General features: G+C 70.4%; 17 protein-coding genes. 13 read left to right on the top strand and 4 right to left on the bottom strand.

Going from position 1 to position 19,995, the window contains the following annotated elements:
- Positions 1-34: 34 nt before the first annotated feature.
- Entirely contained in the window at positions 35-685 is a 651-nt protein-coding gene (trhA, locus tag LG634_RS25430) for a PAQR family membrane homeostasis protein TrhA (protein ID WP_226736675.1), read from the top strand.
- 42 nt (positions 686-727) lie between these two features.
- Here trhA and LG634_RS25435 read toward each other — a convergent pair whose 3' ends face one another.
- Both LG634_RS25435 and LG634_RS25440 read right to left on the bottom strand, forming a co-directional pair.
- Positions 728-2,788 carry a thioredoxin domain-containing protein gene (locus LG634_RS25435; RefSeq protein WP_226736677.1) on the bottom strand — a complete coding sequence of 687 codons (2,061 nt, stop codon included), beginning with the start codon at positions 2,786-2,788 and terminating at the stop codon, positions 728-730.
- Between the two features lie 115 nt (positions 2,789-2,903).
- Positions 2,904-4,139, bottom strand: coding sequence for an ATP-grasp domain-containing protein (locus LG634_RS25440; protein WP_308072663.1), 1,236 nt, complete (start codon positions 4,137-4,139; stop codon positions 2,904-2,906).
- Positions 4,140-4,495: 356 nt separating this feature from the next.
- Here LG634_RS25440 and LG634_RS25445 point away from each other — a divergent pair, with 356 nt between their 5' ends.
- From LG634_RS25445 to LG634_RS25485, 9 genes are all read left to right on the top strand, one after another.
- A complete protein-coding gene (locus LG634_RS25445; protein ID WP_226736681.1) occupies positions 4,496-5,893 on the top strand; it encodes a hypothetical protein in 1,398 nt (465 codons plus the stop codon).
- Between the two features lie 177 nt (positions 5,894-6,070).
- Positions 6,071-7,222, top strand: coding sequence for an acyl-CoA dehydrogenase family protein (locus LG634_RS25450; RefSeq protein ID WP_226736683.1), 1,152 nt, complete (start codon positions 6,071-6,073; stop codon positions 7,220-7,222).
- Between the two features lie 121 nt (positions 7,223-7,343).
- Positions 7,344-8,684 (top strand): lysine N(6)-hydroxylase/L-ornithine N(5)-oxygenase family protein, encoded by a 1,341-nt coding sequence (locus LG634_RS25455; protein ID WP_226736685.1) that lies wholly within the window; start codon positions 7,344-7,346, stop codon positions 8,682-8,684.
- Positions 8,672-9,739, top strand: coding sequence for an NAD(P)/FAD-dependent oxidoreductase (locus LG634_RS25460; protein WP_226736687.1), 1,068 nt, complete (start codon positions 8,672-8,674; stop codon positions 9,737-9,739). The genes LG634_RS25455 and LG634_RS25460 overlap by 13 nt, the downstream gene beginning before the upstream one ends.
- Positions 9,736-11,721, top strand: a complete 1,986-nt coding sequence (locus LG634_RS25465; protein WP_226736688.1) for a class I tRNA ligase family protein — start codon at positions 9,736-9,738, stop codon at positions 11,719-11,721. The genes LG634_RS25460 and LG634_RS25465 overlap by 4 nt, the downstream gene beginning before the upstream one ends.
- The gene (locus LG634_RS25470) at positions 11,718-13,235 is read left to right on the top strand and encodes an AMP-binding protein (RefSeq protein WP_226736690.1); all 1,518 of its coding nucleotides are present in this window, start codon (positions 11,718-11,720) and stop codon (positions 13,233-13,235) included. Before LG634_RS25465 ends, LG634_RS25470 begins: the two co-directional genes overlap by 4 nt.
- A complete protein-coding gene (locus LG634_RS25475) occupies positions 13,225-13,488 on the top strand; it encodes an acyl carrier protein (protein WP_226736692.1) in 264 nt (87 codons plus the stop codon). The genes LG634_RS25470 and LG634_RS25475 overlap by 11 nt, the downstream gene beginning before the upstream one ends.
- A complete protein-coding gene (locus LG634_RS25480) occupies positions 13,485-14,111 on the top strand; it encodes a GNAT family N-acetyltransferase (RefSeq protein ID WP_226736694.1) in 627 nt (208 codons plus the stop codon). Before LG634_RS25475 ends, LG634_RS25480 begins: the two co-directional genes overlap by 4 nt.
- Positions 14,108-15,142 (top strand): C45 family autoproteolytic acyltransferase/hydrolase, encoded by a 1,035-nt coding sequence (locus tag LG634_RS25485; RefSeq protein ID WP_226736696.1) that lies wholly within the window; start codon positions 14,108-14,110, stop codon positions 15,140-15,142. Before LG634_RS25480 ends, LG634_RS25485 begins: the two co-directional genes overlap by 4 nt.
- Before the next feature lie 153 nt (positions 15,143-15,295).
- Here the strand turns inward: LG634_RS25485 and LG634_RS25490 are convergent, their stop codons facing one another.
- Both LG634_RS25490 and LG634_RS25495 read right to left on the bottom strand, forming a co-directional pair.
- Positions 15,296-16,069 carry an SDR family NAD(P)-dependent oxidoreductase gene (locus tag LG634_RS25490; RefSeq protein ID WP_226736698.1) on the bottom strand — a complete coding sequence of 258 codons (774 nt, stop codon included), beginning with the start codon at positions 16,067-16,069 and terminating at the stop codon, positions 15,296-15,298.
- A gap of 28 nt (positions 16,070-16,097) precedes the next feature.
- Positions 16,098-17,324 (bottom strand): MFS transporter, encoded by a 1,227-nt coding sequence (locus tag LG634_RS25495; protein ID WP_226736760.1) that lies wholly within the window; start codon positions 17,322-17,324, stop codon positions 16,098-16,100.
- Between the two features lie 401 nt (positions 17,325-17,725).
- On the opposite strand from LG634_RS25495, the gene lipP1 reads away from it, so the two are divergent.
- Genes lipP1 through LG634_RS25510 form a run of 3 tightly spaced genes read left to right on the top strand, consistent with a single transcriptional unit; the run spans position 17,726 to position 19,909 of the window.
- Positions 17,726-18,670: a LipP1 family hormone-sensitive lipase gene (gene lipP1, locus LG634_RS25500; protein ID WP_226736700.1), complete on the top strand. Its 945-nt coding sequence runs from the start codon at positions 17,726-17,728 to the stop codon at positions 18,668-18,670.
- A gap of 1 nt (position 18,671) precedes the next feature.
- Entirely contained in the window at positions 18,672-19,604 is a 933-nt protein-coding gene (locus LG634_RS25505) for a beta-ketoacyl-[acyl-carrier-protein] synthase family protein (RefSeq protein WP_226736702.1), read from the top strand.
- A 41-nt stretch (positions 19,605-19,645) separates the two neighbouring features.
- Positions 19,646-19,909, top strand: a complete 264-nt coding sequence (locus tag LG634_RS25510) for a phosphopantetheine-binding protein (protein WP_226736704.1) — start codon at positions 19,646-19,648, stop codon at positions 19,907-19,909.
- Positions 19,910-19,995: the final 86 nt, after the last annotated feature.

Here is a 19,995-nt window from a genome sequence, read left to right on the forward strand (position 1 = left end):
CGGAAACCTACGGACCCGTAGGTAGCATGTGGCCATGACTTCACTCGCCCCCGTCAAGCCGTTGATGCGCGGCTGGCTGCACGCCGGGATGTTCCCCGCGGTGCTGGTCGCAGGGCTGGTCCTGATGGCATTCACCGAGTCGACGCGGGCCCGGGTGGCGTGCGGCGTCTACATCCTGACCGCGTGCCTGCTGTTCGGCGTGAGCGCGATCTACCACCGGGGCACCTGGGGTCCGCGGGGCGAAGCCGTGCTGCGGCGGCTCGACCACGCCAACATTTTTCTGATCATCGCAGGGACCTATACCCCGCTGACGGTGCTGCTCCTCCCACCCTCCACCGGACGGACGCTCCTGTGGGCGGTGTGGATCGCGGCGGCCGCGGGCATCGCGTTCCGGGTCTTCTGGGTCGGCGCCCCGCGCTGGCTGTACACCCCCTGCTACATCGCGATGGGCTGGGCCGCGGTCTTCTTCCTGCCCGACTTCCTGCGCACCGGCGGGATCGCGGTGCTGGTGCTGGTCGTCGTCGGCGGGCTGCTGTACAGCGCGGGCGGGGTCATCTACGGGCTCAAGCGGCCCGACCCGTCGCCGCGCTTCTTCGGCTTCCACGAGGTCTTCCACTCGCTGACCCTGGCCGCGTTCGTCACCCACTACGTGGGGATCTCGCTGGCGGCCTACTCGCACGCGTGAGGCGCTGGGGAACCGCCCCCCGCGCCCCCGCCCGGCCCTCCGCTACCCGCGGGCCGGTCCCAGCTGCCCGGCCAGCTCCGCCGGGTCGGTCGTCGGCCGCTCGCACGTGAAGTGCCGGCACACGTACGCCGCCGGCCGGTCCCCGACCAGGGTCCGGTCCGCCAGCAGCGGGAACTCCGCCTCCCGGTCCCCGGGCCGGGCCGGCGCGCCCACCGCAACGACCGCTCCGGGCGCCGAGCCCAGCAGCGCCGTGCGGTGCAGCGCGGCCGTCGCCGGGTCCTCCGGGTGGCCCACGACCGCGACCTCCCGCGGCCCGTCGAGCAGCGCCTCCGCGACGGCCAGTCCCCAGCCGATGAACCGGGGCGCCCGCGGACCCAGCGCGTGCACCACCCCGAGGGCCCGCTCGGCCGCCGTGCGGTGCGCCTCCGAGCCGGTGTGCGCGGCGTACGACAGCAGCGCGCCCACCGCAGCCGTCCAGCCGGACGGCGCGGCGTTGTCCGTCGGGTCCTGCGGCCGCCTGATCAGCTGCTCGGCGTCGTGCGCGGTGTCGTACAGGGTGCCGTCCTCGGCGGTGAACCGGTCCAGGACCAGGTCGGTGAGGAAGCCCGCGAACTCCAGCCAGACCCCCTCCCCCGTGACGGCGGCCAGCGCGAGGAAGCCCTCCGCGACATCGGCGTAGTCCTCCAGCACGCCGGCGTTGGCCCCGGCCCGGCCGTCCCGGCTGGTGCGGGCCAGCCGGGCCCGGCCGGCCGAGGCGTCGAAGTGCACCCGGACCAGCAGGTCGGCGGCCTCGGTGGCGCGCTCCACCAGGTCCGGCCGGTCGAAGAAGGCGCCGGTCTCGGCGAGCGCGGCGATCGCCAGACCGTTCCAGGCGGCCACCACCTTGTCGTCGCGGCCCGGTGCCGGCCGCCCGGCGCGGGCCGCGAGCAGCCGCTCCTTCAGCCCGGCCAGCCGGTCCGCGTCCACCGCCGGGCCGTCCTGCGGCAGCTGGAGCACCGACTTCCCGTGCTCGAACGTGCCCTCCTCGGTCACCCCGAAGTACCCGGCGGCCAGCGCCCCGTCCTCGGGGCCGAGGACCTCGGCGAGCTGCGCGGGCGTCCACGCGTAGTACGCGCCCTCTTCGTGCCCGCCGGTCGCCGGGTCCTCGCTGTCGGCGTCGAGCGCGGACGCGAACCCGCCCTCCTGCGTGCGCAGCTCCCGCACCATGAAGTCGGCCGTCTCCAGCGCCACCCGGCGGGCCAGGTCGGAGCCGGTGGCCCGCCACAGGTGGGCGTACACGCGGCACAGCAGGGCGTTGTCGTACAGCATCTTCTCGAAGTGCGGCACCACCCAGGCGCGGTCCACCGAGTAGCGGGCGAAGCCGCCGCCGAGCTGGTCGTAGATGCCGCCGCGGGCCATCGCCTCGCAGGTGTCGGCGGCCATCTGGAGGGCCCCCTCGGCGCCGGTGCGGGCGTGGTGGCGCAGCAGGAACTCGACCGCCATCGACGGCGGGAACTTGGGGGCGCCGCCGAACCCGCCGTGCACGGCGTCGTAGTCGCGGGTCAGCCCGAGCAGCGCCTGCGCCAGCTCTTCCGGGCCGGGCACGGCGGCCTTCCCGTAGTCGAGCTGCCGCCCGGCGAGGTCCCGCACGATCCGCCCGGCCACCTCGGCGACCTCGTCCGGCCGGCCGGTCCAGGCGTTCTGCACGCCCTCCAGCACCTGCCGGAACGAGGGCATCCCGTGCCGCTGCTCGGGCGGGAAGTACGTGCCGAAGTAGAACGGCTCGGCGGCCGGGGTCATGAACACCGTCATCGGCCAGCCGCCCTGCCCGGTCGCCGCCTGCACCGCCTCCATGTAGACGGAGTCGACGTCGGGCCGCTCCTCCCGGTCCACCTTGACGTTGACGAAGTGCTCGTTCATGTACGCGGCCGTCGCCTCGTCCTCGAAGGACTCGTGCGCCATGACGTGACACCAGTGGCACGCCGAGTAGCCGACCGACAGCAGAACGGGTACGTTGCGCCGCCTCGCCTCCTCGAACGCCTCCTGCTCCCAGGGCCACCAGTCCACCGGATTGCCGGCGTGCTGAAGCAGGTACGGTGACTGGGAGTTGGCCAGGCGATTCATATCCGCATCGTCGCACGGCGGCGACCGCCCGGCCGGCACCGCAACCCGGGAGCCCCGGACCACACGGCTGCGCACAGCCCCCGCGGCCGGGACCGCAGGCGCCGGCCGGGTCCCCTCAGATCGGCCGGTCGGGTTCGTAGAGGAAGTCCCGTTCGATCTTCCGCAGCTGCCGATAGTCGGCGACGACCTGAGCCGGGTCGTCGGACATGAGGAATACGAACCCCGGCTGTGTGGCGATGTCGATCGTCCGCGGAATCTGCTTCCTTTCCGGATGCCTCATGACGGTGAAGACGTGGGACGGCAGAGCGCGAATGGCGGCCATCGCCTCGCGGGACGGGACGACGCCGTGTTCCCTCGGATTGATGAGGTGCACGAAGCGATGGTGCTCCAGAATCCGGTACGCGGTGGTGGGCAGGCGGTCGAATTCCTCCGGTTTCGCCACGGACAGAGCGAGGAGCTCCACCTGGTTGGTGCCGTAGCAGCGTGTGTTGATGTCGAGAACCTGGCCACCGCCCATGCGTGCGGCGCTTTCGACGAGCACCGGCCCCCTGGAGGTCAGCATGACCTCGGTGTGACCGGCCGCGTTGTGAACCTCCAGGGCGTCCAGGACCTGGTGGGTGTAGGACTCCAGCTCCTTGGCAATCGGATCGTCCGGTGCCAGCGGCTCGTTGTAGTCGCTGATGATGTGGCCGCCGGGGATGCGAAGTTTGTAATACCGGCAGATCTCAACCGTGTGGTGCCCGCCGCCACGGCTGACGGTGTTGACGAAGTATTCATCCCCTTCCAGGAATTCCTGCGCGAGCACCGTCGTGTTGGGCATCCCGTGCCGATCGGCACTGTTCATGATTTTCTCGTGGGCAGCGCGAACCTGCTCCGGGGACGAACACGCCACGACGTTGTCCGTGCTGGAGCTGGCGACCGGTTTCACGACGACCGGATAGCCCACCGTCGCCTCGACCCACGCGACCATCTCGTCGGCATCGCTCGAGACCATGCTGGCCGCGTGTGCCAGGCCCGCGTCGCGCAACGCCAGCACCATCTCGTACTTGTTGCGGCGGGCCGTCGGCCGGGTCATCCCGTTGCCGGGAGTCCCGAGTTCGGCGGAGAGCTGGTCGGCCAGCTCGACACCCGCCTCCTGACCGGCGATCACATGGCTCACCCCGTGCTCGCGCAGGACGGACGCCATCGCCGCCACGTCGCCGTCGTGGCGGACGTCGTGGACGAAACCCTCGGGGTCGCGCGACAGGATGACGTCGGGATGGGGCGACCGGACGTGCACGCACTCGATGCCGTACTGCTCCAGTACGGCCGGCAGGAAACTCCCTGTCGAATAGGCGTCGACAATCGCCACTCGATTCGTTCGCGTATCGAGGCTCGTCGGCATCGTCTACTGCTTCCCTTCTGAGTCGGGCTGGTCCCTGAGAGGTGGATCCGGGTCGTACCGGGAAGATGCCGCGCTGGTGGGCGACGACGCGGACATGGGAATGCAACCTAAAAACCCACCCGCACTCCGCGCGTCCACGACAGGCTCATATCCGCGATCCATCCGGCTTACGAGAAAACGGATCGGGTATGCGCAAGGATTACCCGGCGCGTTGACCCGCCACCTGCTCGACTACCGATCTTGATGAGGTGATGCGAACCCCTCCCGTGCCACTCTTGACGCCGGTCCGGATGCAGATCCGGCCCTGAGGGGAGTTACCGAGAATGGCACGCGAGCACGCACTCACCGAGAGATATCTGGAGCGGTTCGGGCACGTCATGCGCCCGGTCCAGGAGAGCGAATTCATACGCCTGATCACCGGAGGGAATCACGCCCTTCGTCCGGTGTTTCTCGGCGCGGACGAGATCCGGCAGCTGACACGCGACCTGGAAGTGCTGCGCGAAGCGCTCCACAGCCTGCCGCGCCGGCTCTTCGGCGGCGACATCGCCGCCTTCGCCCGTGCGAACGGCATGGAGAAGTCGCAGATACGCGCCATTGAACGCTCGTCCACCGCTGCGGCCGGTGCGCCGACCACCATGGGGCGGGCGGATCTCTACCTGGATCGATCGGGTTTCCGGGTCATGGAGTTCAACCTGGGCAGCACGGTCGGCTTCGAGGGCGGTGAGGCCTGCCGCGGCCTCCTCGCGGACCCCGAGTTCAGCCGGTTCGTCGCCGAGGAAGAGCTCTCCTACATCGACACGGTGGCGGAGCAGATCCGCACCGTCCGGCAGGAGACGGGCCTTGCGCCCGATGCCCGACCCGTCGTCGCGCTGACCGAATGGCCCGGCAACTACGAGGAGACGGAGCGCTACTTCAACGTTCTCGTCCAGGTGTGGGCGGAGCGCGGCATGGAGGCGCACCCGTGTCACGTCGCGCAGTTGGAGCGGCACAGCGGAAGGCTCTGGCTCGGGGAGCGCCCGGTCGACGTCGTCTACCGCCAGTTCATGATCGAGGACCTGCTCGACGACGACACCGACGCGCTCCTCGAGCCCCTGCTGGGCGCACTGGAGGCCGGCGAGGTGCGCATGTTCACCTCGATCGAGTCGGAGCTGTACGGCAGCAAAGCCGCGCTGGCGATGCTCTCCGACCGCGGGAACCGTCATCTGTTCTCGGACGAGGAACGGGATGTCATCGACCGGCTGCTGCCCTGGACGTCCTCTGTGACCTCGGGAAACGTCATTCTGGAGGACGGTACCGAAACCCCGCTGCTGGATCACGCGGTGGCCCGTCAGCAGGAGCTCATCCTCAAGCCCGTGCTGTTGCACGGCGGCCAGGGAATCGTCCCCGGCTGGGACTCGGAGATCACCCCGGAGAAATGGCGGAGGCTGCTCCAGGACGCCCTCGACGGCCCGTACGTGGTGCAACGGCGCGTCCACCCGGAACCCGAGCTCTTCCCCGGTCCCGACGGGAGACTGCACCCCTGGATCGTCAATTGGGGCGTCCTTCTGATGGCGTCCGGATACGGCGGACTTCTGACCCGCTGCGCCCCCGCAGACGGCGACATCACGGTACTCAATCTCGATCGCGGAGTACTTCTCGGATCCGGATTCCACGCCGATCCGGGTAAACAGCGTGCGCAGTGGCACCGGAGTGCCGTACCTGCCATGCGCCCCGGCGGATGAACTTGTCGCGGACGTACCCGGCGCCGGAGTGGCCGTAGCTTCCCTTTGACGCGGCGGACGGCCTTTCGGCAGGAGCCCGCCTCATCCGCCGGAGTCGGCCGAACCGATCGGCTCGATGCCCTCTTCCATCCCTTTTCCGAGCCGGTCGCCGCATCGACCATCCGAGTGAGGATCACGATGAGTCCTGCTGAAGTGTTCGACCCCGATGTCCTCGCTCTGCCGCTGTACGACGACGCCCACCGCGCGCTCGCCCACGAGATCGGGCAGTGGTGCGCGGCCCGGGCAGAGGCGTGGGCGACGCTGGACACCACCGATCCCGCCGCCGCCGGACGGTCTCTGCTCGCCGAGCTCGGCCGGTCGGGCTGGCTGCGCCACCTCGACCCCGACCAGCCGGACTCCGACCTGAGGTCCCTGTGCCTGAGGCGCCAGGCCCTGGCCCATCACGAGGACCTGGCCGATTTCGCGTACTCGATCCAGGAGCTCACCGCCGCCGCGATAGCCCGCCACGGCACGGACGAGCAGCGTCGCCGTGAACTGCCGGGCCTGGCCGACGGGACCCGCGCGGGGGCCCTGGCGCTCTCCGAGCCCGGCGCGGGCTCCGACCTCGCCGCCGCGGTGCTCACGGCGGCCCCCGACGGAGACGGGTTCGTCCTCAACGGGACCAAGAGCTGGATCGCGCAGGGCGACATCGCGGATGTGTGCGTCGTCCTCGCGCGCACGGGGGACGGCCCGGGACCGCTGGGCCTGACCACCTTCGTGGTCGACGGCAACGCCCCCGGCCTCCAAGCCGAGCCCATCGGCGCGATCGCGCCCCGCTCCTGGGCCGAGCTGGCCTTCAACGACGTCCGCGTGGGCCCCGAGGCCGTACTCGGCGAGCGCGGCCAGGGCCTCGTGGTCGCGCTCGACATCCTCGAACGGGCCCGCGCGACCGTGGCCGCCGCCGCGCTCGGCTTCGCCCGGCGCTCCTTCCGGCTCGCCCGCGACCATGCCCGTACCCGCAAGGCGTACGGCGGCCGGCTCGCCGATCTCCAGCTCGTCAGGTCCTCGCTCGCACAGATGGACGTCAAGCTCTCGGCCGCCGCGCTGCTGACCGCCCGCGCCGCCTGGGCCTCGGACCTCGGCCACGATCACGCCAGGCACTCCTCCACGGCCAAGCTCTACGCCACCGAGGCCGCGGGCGAGATCGTCGACGCCTCCGTCCAGATCTTCGGTGCCGCCGGGCTCGTCGCCGGCAGTCCGATGGAGCGGCTCTACCGCCAGATCCGGTCCCTCCGGATCTACGAAGGGTCCTCCGAAGTCATCGAGATGACGATCGCCGACGCCCTGTGAAGCGCGGCCGGGACCGGCCGCCGGCACGTCACCGATCCCGGCCCCCTGCCGGAAACCAACGGCGCCTCACCAAGGCGTCGCCCAACGGGCTCAACAGCCACCACCAGAGGAAGGACTTGACGTGGGACCTGTACCGAAGCCACTGACGGCGTCCCGTGCCGCCGAGCAGACCAGTCATCTCCGGATCGTCGGTATCGGCGCAGGACCGGCCAACCTGAGTCTGGCCTCGCTGCTGCACGGCGATTCGGACCAGCCGAACCTCTTCTTCGACCGCAAGCCGAGCTTCACCTGGCACGACGACCAGCTGATCACCGGCGCGACCCTCCAGGTCTCGATCTTCAAGGATCTGGTGAGCCTCTCCGACCCGACCAACCGGTTCTCCTTCCTCTCGTATCTGCACGAGCACGGCCGGATATACCACTTCCTCAACGCCCAGTTCGCCGAGGTGCCGCGGACCGAGTTCCGCAACTACCTGGCCTGGGCGGCCGAGAAGAACGAGAACGTGGTCTTCTCCGAGACGGTCGAACGGGTCGAGTTCGACGGCGTCTTCCGCGTGACCACCGATCGTCGCCAGGTCACCGCCGACAACATCGCCGTGGGCGTCGGCACCGTGCCGTGGGTGCCCGAGTTCGCCGTCCCGCACCTGGGTGCCGGCCATTTCCACGTCAGCCAGTACCTGCGCAACGCGGAGGATCTGGCGGGCAAGCGGGTCGCCGTGGTCGGCGGCGGGCAGTCCGGGGCCGAGGCCTTCCTCGACCTGATCTCGCGGCCCGAGTCCCAGCGCCCGGCCTGGGTCTCGTGGGTCTCCAGGCGCCGCAACTACTTCCCGATCGACGACTCGACCTTCACCAACGACTTCTACATGCCGGAGTACTCCGAGTACTTCTACCGGCTGTCCGAGTCCAAGCGCGCCGAGCTCAACTCGGCCCACCTGCTGAGCTCGGACGGGATTTCCGAGTCGACCCTCCGGGCCATCTACCAGCAGCTGTACCGGCTCCAGTTCATCGAGCGGGACGAGCACCGCTTCGGGCTCCTGCCCAACCGGACCGTCGTGTCCACCGATCGCACGGCCGGCGGGACCTTCGAGGTGACGCTGCGCCACAACGACGAGTCGGGGCAGAGCCAGTGTCTTCCGGTCGACGCGGTGGTGTGGGCGACCGGCTTCCGCCCCGCACCCAAGAAGTTCCTGGATCCCCTGATGGACCGCATCCAGTCCGAGAACGGCGAGGTCCGCGTCGACGAGGACTTCGCGATCTCCTGGGACGGCCCGCCGGACCGGAAGATCTTCGTGCAGAACGCGGTGCGCGGCCAGCGCGGCCTGCCCGATGTGAACCTGAGCCTGAACGCCTGGCGGGCCCAGCGCATCGCCAACCGTCTGCGCGGCAGCAGCTCCCCCGAACTGGCGATGTCGTTCATCGACTGGTCGGCCAAGAGCGGACGGGGCACGCAGTGGACCGCGTAGACGTCGCCGTCGTCGGCGGCGGAGTCATCGGTGCGCTCATCGCCCGCGAAGCGCTCGCGGCGTTCCCCGGAGCGACCGTCGCCGTCCTGGAACGCGGCCTGATCGGCGAGGGCGCCTCCAGCCGCTCGGCCGGTGTCCACTTCCCGCGCGGTGCGACCGAACGCGTCCGGTCCATGTCCGAGCACTCCGAGCGGGTCTGGGAGCGGCTGAGCGCCGAACTGGGCCTGCCGATCCGCACGCTGGACGCGACGGTCGTCGCGGCCGGCGACGCCGAGGCGCTCTCCACCACGTACCTGCGGCTCGGTGACGAGACCGACCCGGCCGATCCGGGGCGCGGCTGGGCGGCCCCGCCGGGCGCCCGGGCATGGGAGCTGGACGGGTGCCACCATGCGGACGTCCAGGCGGTCGCCGGGCGCGTGCTGGCCGAGCTGCGCGACCGGGTGACCGTTCTGGAGGGGTGCGAGGTCAGGGAACTCTCCTCCGACGGTGCGTACCACCGCCTCACCCTCGGCCAGGGGCAGGAGCTGCTCGCCCGCCGGGTCGTCCTGGCCCCCGGTCCGTGGATCGCGCACCCTGCCTGGGCCGGCCTGGTCGCTCCGCTCGGGCTGCGCGTCAAGAAGGTCGTCGCCGCCCATCTCGAATCGGCTCCCGGTCCCCACGATCCGCTCACGATCTTCCACGACGAGGACGCCTTCCTGCTGCCGCTCCCCGAGCGCGGCCACTACCTGTTCAGCTACACCTGCGACCGGTGGGACGTCGCCCCCGACGACGTCGGCCTGGTCCTGGAGCCGTCCGACCTCGACGACGCCCGGGCCGTCCTGGGCCGCTTCGCACCCGGCCTGGTGGCCCGGTGCACCTCGGGCCGGGTGTTCTGCGACGCGTACAGCCCCCACCGCGAACCCGTCGTCGCCGAGCTGCGGCCCGGCCTGGTCTTCGCCGGAGCCGCGAACGGCGCCGGCTACCGCCTGGCCCCGGCCATCGCCGCCGAGACCGTCGCCGCCCTGGATCTCACACCGACCGGGACCTTCTCCCAGCCAATGCAGAGGCAGTCATGATCCTCAACCAGTACAGCGAATCCGAACTGTCCGAAGCCTTCGGCATCGAGATGTCCTCGGTCGAGGGGCTCGGCGTGGGTGCCGGCTGGGGTCGGGTCGCCCCGGGTGCCGCCTCGCGCACCGACCGGCACGACGAGACCGAGTTCTTCGTCATCGTCGCCGGCACGGGCGAGCTGACCGTCGACGGCCGCAGCCACCCGGCCCGGCCCGGCACCGTGGTGCTGTTCGAGCCGTTCGAGTCGCACGTCATCGCCAACACCGGTGAGACCGACCTGGTCTTCTTCACCCAGTACTGGCGCGACTCGGCCCGCACCCGGGCCTCGGCGACGTCGCGCGTCCGCGCGAACCACACCGACCGTCCCCAGTTCGTCTTCTCCACCCCGCCGACCCCCAACGGCGACCTTCATCTCGGCCACCTCTCCGGCCCCTACCTCGGCGCCGACGTCTACGTCCGCTACCAGCGCCTCGTCGGCAACCAGGCATGGCACCTGACCGGCAGTGACGACTTCCAGAGCTATGTGACGGCCGTCGCCGCCCGCGAGGGCTCCACGAACGCCGAGGTCGCCGCGCACTTCTCCGCCGAGATCGCCGCGACGCTCAAGGCGATGGACATCAGCGTCGACGAGTACTACGCCACGAGCGTGGAGGACGGCTACCGCGAGGGCCTGCAGCGCTACTTCACCCGGCTCGTCGACTCCGGGCAGGTCGGCCCCAAGGCGACGCCCGCCCTGCTCGACGCCGAAACCGGCGACTACCTGTACGAGGTCAACGTCGGCGGCACCTGCCCCAGGTGCTCGCACGGCGCGGGCGGCAACATCTGCGAGGAGTGCGGCGAGCCCAACCTCGTCGCCGACCTCGTCGACCCGAGCTCACGCCTGAGCAGTGCCGCGCCGAAGACCGCCGAAGTCGAGCGCTACACCCTGCCGCTGCACGAGTTCGCCGACACGGTCGCCGACCACCACAAGCGGGGCCGGGTTCCGGTCCGGCTGCGCGAACTGGCCGATCGGGTCTTCGCCCGCAAGACGCTCGACCTGCCGGTCTCGCACCCCTCCGACTGGGGCGTGCGGCCCGCCGGGGGCGACCTGGACGGACAGGTCATCTGGGTCTGGCCGGAGATGAGTTACGGCTTCCTGCACGGCATCGAGGAGCTCGGCGCCGGGCTGGGGAAGCAGTGGTCGAAGGAGGCGCCCTCCAAGGACTGGAAGATCGTCCACTTCTTCGGGTACGACAACAGCTTCTACCACGCGATCCTCTACCCGGTCCTGTACGGGCTCGCCCACCCCGGGTGGAACCCGGACATCGACTACCACGTCAACGAGTTCTACCTGCTGGAGGGCCAGAAGTTCTCCACCAGCCGGAGGCACGCGATCTGGGGCAAGGAGATCCTCACGCCCGACACCGTCGACGCGGTGCGCTACTACCTCTCGCGCACCCGTCCCGAGGGTGAGCGCACCGACTTCCGCCGCGCCGAGTTCGACCGCGCCTGCGCGGACACGCTCGTCGGCGAGTGGCAGGAGTGGCTCACCGGTCTCGGCGAGCGCGTCGAGCAGCACTTCGGCGGGGTCGTCCCCGACGCGGGCACCTGGACGACCGAGCACACCGCGTTCCTGGCCTGCCTGTCGATACGGCTCGACGAGGTCACGGCCGGCCTCAGCCCGGAGGGCTTCTCGCTGACGGCTGCTGCGGCCGCACTCGACGGCATCGTCACCGATGTCCGCGCCTTCTCCCGCCGGCAGTCGGCCCTCGCGCACGACGGCCGGTGGAGCTCCGAGGCACGCACCGCCCTCGCCCTCGAACTGGCCGCGGCCCGCCTGCTCGCCATCGCGTCGGCGCCGCTGATGCCGCGCTTCTCGGCCGGGCTCGCCACCGCCCTCGGCATCCCGGCGATCGACAGCTGGCCCGACACGGTCGACCTGGTCGAGCCCGGTAGCCGCTGCACCCTCGCGGGCACCCGCTTCTTCGGCACCGGCGGGCAGCGATGACCGCATCGATCATCAACCGGATCATCGCCGAGCGGCCCGCGCACGACGGCTCCCTCACCGTCACCGGACTAGGGCACCGCACCACCTTGCCGCTGGCCGAGTTCCACGACCGTGCCAGGTCCGTCGCCGCGGCGCTGAGCCGCCGGGGCGTCGGCGCGGGCGACCGGATCGGCATCCTCTCGGCCAACCGGCTCGAATGGGTCCTGCTCGACGTCGCCGCACTCATGCTCGGGGCGCAGACCGCGGGGTTCGAGCCCGGCAAGTTCAGCCCCGACGCCGAACTGGTCGCGGGTTACGCCCTCGACGCCCTCTACACCGATGTCCGGCTGCCCGGCGACGCCCCGTCCCGGGTCCTGCCGATCTCGGCCGTCACCGGCTACGCCGAGGAGGACGCCGACGGGTTCGAGCCGGTGCAGTGGGCCGCGACGCAGTGCACGACCGTCAAGTTCACGTCCGGATCCACCGGCGTCCCCAAGGGACTCGAGGCCACCGCCGGCAGCATCGACTCCTCGCTGCACGCCGTCCAGAGCCTGTTCGAGCACGGGCCGGGCGACGACGTCCTGACGTTCCTGCCGCTCTCGCTCCTCCAGCAGCGCTACTGGCTGTACTCGGCGCTGCACTGGGGCCACGACATCACGATCACGACGTACCAGTCCGTCTTCGCCGTGCTGCCGGCCGTCCGTCCCACCGTCGTCATGGGCGTCCCCGCCTTCTTCGACACGGCCAAGCGGCACATCGAGGGCGTCATCGCCGGCGGCGTCGAACCGGCCAAGGCCGCCGCCGAGCTCTTCGGCGACCGCATCCGCTATCTGTGGACGGGCTCGGCCCCCGCCGACCCGGCGACGCTCAGGTTCTACGACGAGGCCGGCCTCGCGATCTTCGAGGGCTACGGTCTCAACGAGACCTGCATCACCACCAAGAACCACCCCGGCGCCCACCGCGAGGGCAGCGTCGGCCGGGTGCTGCCCGGAAAAGAGGTCATCATCGACGACGAGGGCGTGGTTTGCGTCCGCAGCGACCACCCGGTCAACACCGCGTACACGTACGCCGCACCGGGCGACAGCGAGTCGGTGTTCCGGCCGGGCGGCATCGTCCGCACCGGGGACCTCGGCCGCCTCGACGAGGACGGGTTCCTCTACATCCTCGGCCGCAGCGACGACGTCATCGTCCTCGACAACGCCAAGAAGATCATCGTCAGGCCGATCGAGACACGGTTCCGCGACACCGGCGCGGTGGCCGAATGCGTCGTCTACTGCCCGAGCCCGGCCGGACTGGTCGCCGTCGTCTCACCCCACCCGGGACCGGTCGACACGGCCGTGATCGACGAGGCCCTCGCCGCGGTCAACGCCGCGTCGGAGCGCGACGAGCGGATCATCCGCGTGATCGTCGCCGACGAGCCGTTCACCGTCGAGGGCGGGCTCCTCACGTCGCAGTTCAAACCGATCCGCAAACGCATCGCGGACCGCTACCGAGACCGGATCGACAACCCGAAGGCAGGCATCCATGCCCACTGACCTCGACACCCTGGCCCGCGAAAAGCTCTCCCAGGTGCTGCGCGACCACCCGGACCCCGCGGGCCTCGACCTCGGCGAGGACCTCGTGGAGACGTACGGGATCACCTCCCTCAACAAGGTGCTGTTCCTGACCTCCCTGTGCAAGGCCGCCGAGGTCGGTCTCGGCAACTTCACCGAGGACGACCTCGCCGGGATGCGCACCCTCGGCGATGTCGTCGACGCCCTCCGCCCCCACGCTCCCCTGAAGGGATGAGTTCCTTGACCACCAGCCACTGGAGCCGGCACGCCTCCGCGCTCCTCGAAAACGAGCACGTCGAACTCCACCCGATCTCGGAGGAAGACCGTGGACCCGTACGCAAGATCGCATTCGACGACCGGATCTGGACGTACTTCGTTTCCCGTGTCGAGAGCGACGCTGATTTTGACCAGTTTTTTGACGCCATGCTCGCTGACCAGGCCGGCGGCAAGCGCGCGGTCTACATCATCGTCGACAAGAGCACAGGACAGGTCGCCGGCAGCTCCAGCTACGGAAACCTGAGCGAAGCCGACGGGCGACTGGAGATCGGCTGGTCCTGGCTCGGCGTCGACTTCCAGGGCAAGGACATCAACCGCTGGGCCAAGTACCTGCTGCTCCGGCACGCCTTCGACGTCCTGGGCGCCGAGCGCGTCGAGTTCAAGACCGACGTCCTCAACCTGCAGGCGCGCGCCGGACTGCGCAAGATCGGCGCGTACGAGGAAGGCGTCATGCGCAGTTTCAACCCGATGCCCGAGGGACGCAGGCGCGACGCGATCTACTACTCGGTGCTCCGCGCCGAATGGCCCTCGGTCGAGGAGCAGCTCGGCGGCGTCGGCAGGGCGGTCAACCCGTGCGCGTGACCGACGCGCCGCTTCTGGAGCTGTCCGGCCCGCCGCATGCCCGTGGCCTCACCCACGGGCATGCGCTGGCCGGGCGGCTCCGCGGCTTTCTGGGCGACTCGCTCGCGCGACTGGGCCACCTCACGGACCGGGCGGTCGACCTCGATGCGCTGCGGCCCGGCATTGCGGCCCACCGTACGGTGATCGCCGACGTGCTGCCGGACCTGGCCACCGAGATCGACGGCCTCGCCGCCGGCGCCGGGATCGACCGCGACGCGGCCTGGCTGCTGCAACTGCGCCGCGAGCTGATCGGCTACAGCCGGGTCACCGCCGGGGACTGCACCACGTACGCCTCGGCCGGCGCCGCGCCGGTGCTCGCCCAGACGGTCGACCTGAACGGCAACCTCGACGACCAGATCGCCGTGCTGTCGGTCTCCGGGCCGCGCCACCGCTCCCTGGTGCTCAGCTTCGCCGGTCTCCTCGGCTACCTCGGTGTCAACGACGCCGGGATCGCCGTGGGCATCAACCTCGTCCTCGGCGGCGACTGGCAGCCGGGCGTGCCCCCCTACCTGGCGATCCGGCACGTCCTCGACACCGCCGACACCGTCGAGCAGGCCGTCGAGACCCTTCGGGAGATGCCGCTGGCCAGCTCGCGGGCGTTCACGATCTGCGGCGTGGACCGGGCGGTGTGCGTCGAGGCGACGGGCGCGCGGCGACGCGTCCTCGAAGGCGACGAACTGGTTCACACCAACCACTTCCTGGACGCCGGGCTCGCCGAGCAGGACGAGATAAACATCTTCGCCAAGAACTCCTCCAGGCGGCGCCTTCAGACAGTCCTCGACGCGGGCATCCCGAAGGCCGACGACACCGAGGGCCATCACCGGCTCCTCGCGACCCCGCCGATCCTGGTGCCGGACAACGGCGACATCCGGCGCGAGCGCACCGTCGCGGCCGTGATCCTGCGCCCGGACCTGGGGGAAATGCGGCTGTGGCCGGGCGACCCGTCCGCCGTGCCGGAGCAAGTGCACTCCCTGCACCGGGCCGGGCCGTGATCGTCTCGCCCCTCGTCCCTGCACCGCCTGCGGAGACGTGACCCCGGGACGCGTACCGACACGCCGCACGCGGAAGTGCCTTCCGGCCGGACCGGCAGAACTCCTCGACAGGGTTCGTCGTCCCGGCTCGGAAGGCACTTCCGCGGGTTCGGGTCAGCGCCCGATGAGGTGCTGCTGGTTCTGCGGCCGCAGGCGCAGGCTGTGCTGGCCGCCGTCCACGGCGAGCATCATGCCGACGGAGGCGCTCGACAGCGGGCTCGCCAGGTAGGCGATCGCACCCGCCACCTCGTCGGCCGTCACCAGCCGGCCCGGCACGACGAAGTCGAGCAGCGACTCCCGTGCAGCCTCCGGATCCGCGGTCCTCTGCAGCTGTGTCTGCACCCACGGGGTGTCCGCCGTGCCGGGCGCGACGCAGTTGACGCGCACGCCCTCGCGGGCGTGGTCCGCCGCCATGGCCAGGGTCATCGAGTACACGGCGCCCTTGCTGGCCGAATACAGCGCACGCGCCTGGTGTCCGGCCCACGCCACGATCGAGCACGTGTTGACGATCGCCGCGGCGGGCGAGCGGCGCAGATGCGGCAGGGCGTACCGCGAGACCCTGACCATGCCGACCACGTTGACGTTCAGGACGTTCAGCCACTCCTCGGAGCTGTTCGTGGCGACGTCGCCGACCGCCGCCACGCCGGCGTTGTTCACCACGATGTCGAGGCGGCCGAACCGCTCGACCACGGCCTCCACCGCCGCCTCGACCTGTGCGTCGTCGCCGACGTCGGCCCGGACGCCGAAGAGGTCGTCCGGAAGGCCCTCCGTCCTGAGATCGAGGACGGCAACCTTCGCGCCCCTGCTGGTCAGCAGTCTCGCCGTGGCCAGACCGATGCCCTGGGCACCGCCCGTGACGATCGCCACGAGTCCTTCGAAGTCACTCACCGGTTCTCTCCTGTCACATGGGGAACTATCAGGAATGCGCGACGGCCACCACGTCGTCCGGGCGGCGCAGTCGCAGGCAGAGCTGGGCGCTCACCAGCCCGAGGACGCCGACCATGACCCACAGCGCCCAGGGCGCGAGCGTGTACAGGGCACCGCCGATGACCGGCCCCGCGCCCGTGCCGACCGTGTACGCGGCGCCGTACAGCCCCTGGTAGCGCCCGGTCATGCCGGGCGGGGTCAGACTCGCCAGATGGGCTTGGGCGACGGAGGAGTACACCATCTCGCCGATCGTCCAGATCAGCACCGTCACCGCCAGCAGGCCCATGCCGGTCGTGAACCCGGTCAGGGCGAGACCGACGCAGGTGAACAGGTTGCCGACGGCCAGGACGTAGTGCGGCCGGTACTTGGAGACCACGCCGATCAGGGGCAGTTCGAAGAGCACCACCAGCACGCCGTTGAGCGCCATGAGGAGACCGAAATCGCGGGCGCTCATGCCCACGTCACCGACGTGCAGGGGCAGGCCGACGGTGGTCTGGATGTAGACGAACATGGCGAACACGCTCATCAGCAGAAAGCGCACCAGGGTGCGGTCGCCGAGCGCCTGCCGGTACCCGGCCTCCGTGTCCTTCTCCGCCTCCTCGGCGTCGGTCTGCACAGCGGGCGCGTCCCGCAGCAGCACGGTCACGATCAGGCCGAACAGCAGCAGCGCCGCGGCCTCGCCGAGGAACAGCCCCACGTAGGACATGCTGGCGACCACGCCGCCGACGGCGCCGCCCAGGGCGACGCCGATGTTCTGGGCGAACCTCAGCACGCCGAAGGCGGCCAGCCGTTGGTCCGCAGTCACGGAGTCGACAAGCACCGCGGCCATGGCCGGCCGGTGGATCTGCGACACCAGGCCGATGAGACCGACCAGCACGACGATGAGTGCGATCGGACCGACGAACGGCACCATCGCCGTCAGGCCCGCGGTGGCCACGACGGACAGCAGGATGGCCGCGCGCCGGCCGATGGTGTCGGTGAGGTGGCCGCCGATGACGCTGCCCAGGACACTGCCCACGCCGGACGCGCCGAGGACGAGCCCCGCGGCCGACGAAGAGTGTCCGTTCCCGGCCAGATAGAGCACGATGAACGAGGGAAGAAAGCTGCCGGCGCTCAGGATCAGGCTGCCGAGACTGACGACCCAGACCCGGCGGGGCAGGCCGCGCAGCGTGTCACGGAGCCGCGGTTTTTCTATGCTCGGCCGATCCGACTCCATGGTACTCACGCCGTGTCTCCTTTGTTCCGTGCCTAGGGGGTGTTGCGAAGGGCCTGTGCGGTGCCCGCGGTGTCCGGTGCGTGCTCTCGGCGTGCCGGGCGAAGGCCCTCGTACTGGGCGTACTCGGGGCTTCGGCCGGTGCGGCGAGAGGGCGTGCCGGGCGCCGTGGGCGCCGTGCGGGACTTTCGCAACACCCCCTAGCCGCCTTCTCGGGCCAAAGGGACGCTACGAGCGCGCAGACTCCCCTGCGTCCGCGGCAAGTTCATTGTGTGGCACACATTATGCTGACCCCCTCTCACCTCGGCTAATCGTCCGGGTTACCCGGGCGCGGTCCGGGTCCGTGCCACTCTCGATGGTGGACCGGATTTTCTTGACAAGCCCCGGGAGCTGAGGAATCTTTCATGCCACTTGACCCCATCTACACGGGAATCAGGGAATATCGCGTCACCAATGGATTCAAGCCGCTGTACACCATGCCGGTGGACCGGGCCCGGGTGGCAGATCGGGATACCGAAGCCGAAATCTGGGATTGGGTGGAAGAACCCAAAGAGGTATTCGACTTCGACATCGACGGTCCGGCCGGTCCGCTGACCCTGCGGGTGTACCGCCCGCAGAGCGAGAGCGCGAACGACGGCCCGCTCCCCGTGGTGGTGTACTTCTTCGGCGGCGGCTGGGTCGTCGGTTCCCTGGACACGTGCGAGGCGATCTGCCGCGCGGTGGCCGCCCTGACCCCTTGCGTGGTCGTGTCCGTCGGCTACCGGCTCGCGCCCGAGAACCCGTTCCCGGCCGCGATCGACGACTGCTACGCCGCCCTGGAGTGGGTGGGCGAGCACGCGTCCGAACTCGGTGCCGACCCTGCCCGCATGGCCGTGGCCGGGGACAGCTCCGGCGGCAATCTCGCCGCGGTCATGGCCCTGATGGCCCGGGACAAGGGCGGGCCGAAGGTCTCCGCCCAGGTGCTCGTCTACCCGCCGACGCGCCATGACGCCACGACGCAGTCCATGCGGGACAACGTCGATCCGATGTTCTTCAACGCGCAGTCTTCGGCCTGGTTCTGGGGGCATTACCTCGCCTATCCCGCCGACGGCGAATCTCCTTATGCCTCACCCGCCAAGGCGGCCGATCACAGCGGACTTCCGCCGGCTCTGCTCATGACCGCCGAGTACTGCCCGCTGTACGACGAGGGCGAGGAGTACGCGAAATTGCTTTCCGGCGCGGGTGTGCCGGTGGAGTTCCACCCGTACAAGGACCTGCCGCACGGCTTTCTCCAGCTCTCGGCGGTGCTCGAGACGTCCAGGAACGCGATGCGTCTGATCGGCGATTTCCTGCACCGACGGTTGAGCTGACATGAGGATGGCCGAAAACCGACGCGTGGTGCTGCGCGCGCCCAGGTATGTCCTCGGCGAGATCGCGACGGATCACTCCGCGATCAAGGGATTCGCCGAATTCGTCGACGAGCGGCGGATGCTGCCCGATGCCGGCATGTGGGGCTGGGGCACCGTGCACCGTACGGAACGCGGCACGGCCGCGCTCGCCGTGCAGGCCGGCCGGCAGACCCTCGACGCGGCGGGCGTCGCACCGGACGCGGTCGACGCGCTCGTCCTGTGCTCCACCACCTTCCCCGGCGAGGTCGGGGCGCACGGTGACCTGGTCGCGGCGGTCCTGCACGGTCTCGGACTCGGCGGTGTCCCGGTCACCGGGATCACCCTGAACCGGTGCGCGACCCTGCTCACCGGTCTGCAGACGGCTGCCACCATGGTCGCCGCGGGCCGGCACCGGACCGTGCTGGTGATCACCACCGACGCGGTGCCCGACGAGTCCGCGCGGCTGGCCGACTTCGCCCTGTTCAGCGACGGCGCGGCCGCCTGCCTGGTCTCACAGCCGGTGGACGGCGCTCCCGAGTCCTACGGGTGGGTCGCCGACGCGCACGCCCAGGACCCGGCCGCCATGCTCCGGGGCACCGAGATCAGCGCCGACCTGGCCAGGGCGGCCAACCAGCGCCTCTTCGCCGAGGCCGGCATCGGCGTCGAGGAGATCGACGGGCTGCTGCACAACAACATCTTCCTGCCGATCGTGACGATGAAGGAGCTCCAGGCCGGGTTCCACCCGTCCCAGCTGGACACCTCCAACGTCACCAGGGTCGGCCACTGCTTCGCCGCGGACCCGCTGATCAACCTCGTCGACCGGCAGTCGGCCGGCGGTGTCCGCCCGGGCGGGCTCTACCTGCTGGCGTCGAGCGTGTCAGGGCTGCGGATGTGCGTCCTGCTGCGGGCCGCATGAGCCGCCCCCGCCTCCAGTCACCCCACGAAGGAGTCACCGAAGTGCACAAGAGTGTCGACGCCGGGCCCACCACGCTGTCGTGGCTGCAGGACACCGTCCGGGGGGTGCTGCAGTTGTCCGGGCCCGAGGAGGTCGCCGCGCGGACCCTGCGCGAGCTCGCGGCCACCTCGCTGCAGACGGTCGGCGTGCAGTACCGCATCCTCCAGGAGACCTCGGTCCAGGTGGAGATGGGCGAGCTGATCGGCGACAAGAGCATTGCGGACCTCGCCCTGCTGATCGACGCACGCAGGCAGAACGCCGCGTAGCACGTGGCGCGACGAGTGGCCGGGGGCACGAGCGCCCCCGGCCACTCGCGTGCCCGGGCGACGTCCGACGGCATGATGCCGCCCCC

The sequence above is a fragment of the Streptomyces bambusae genome, assembly GCF_020532645.1.
Lineage (GTDB): Bacteria > Actinomycetota > Actinomycetes > Streptomycetales > Streptomycetaceae > Streptomyces > Streptomyces bambusae.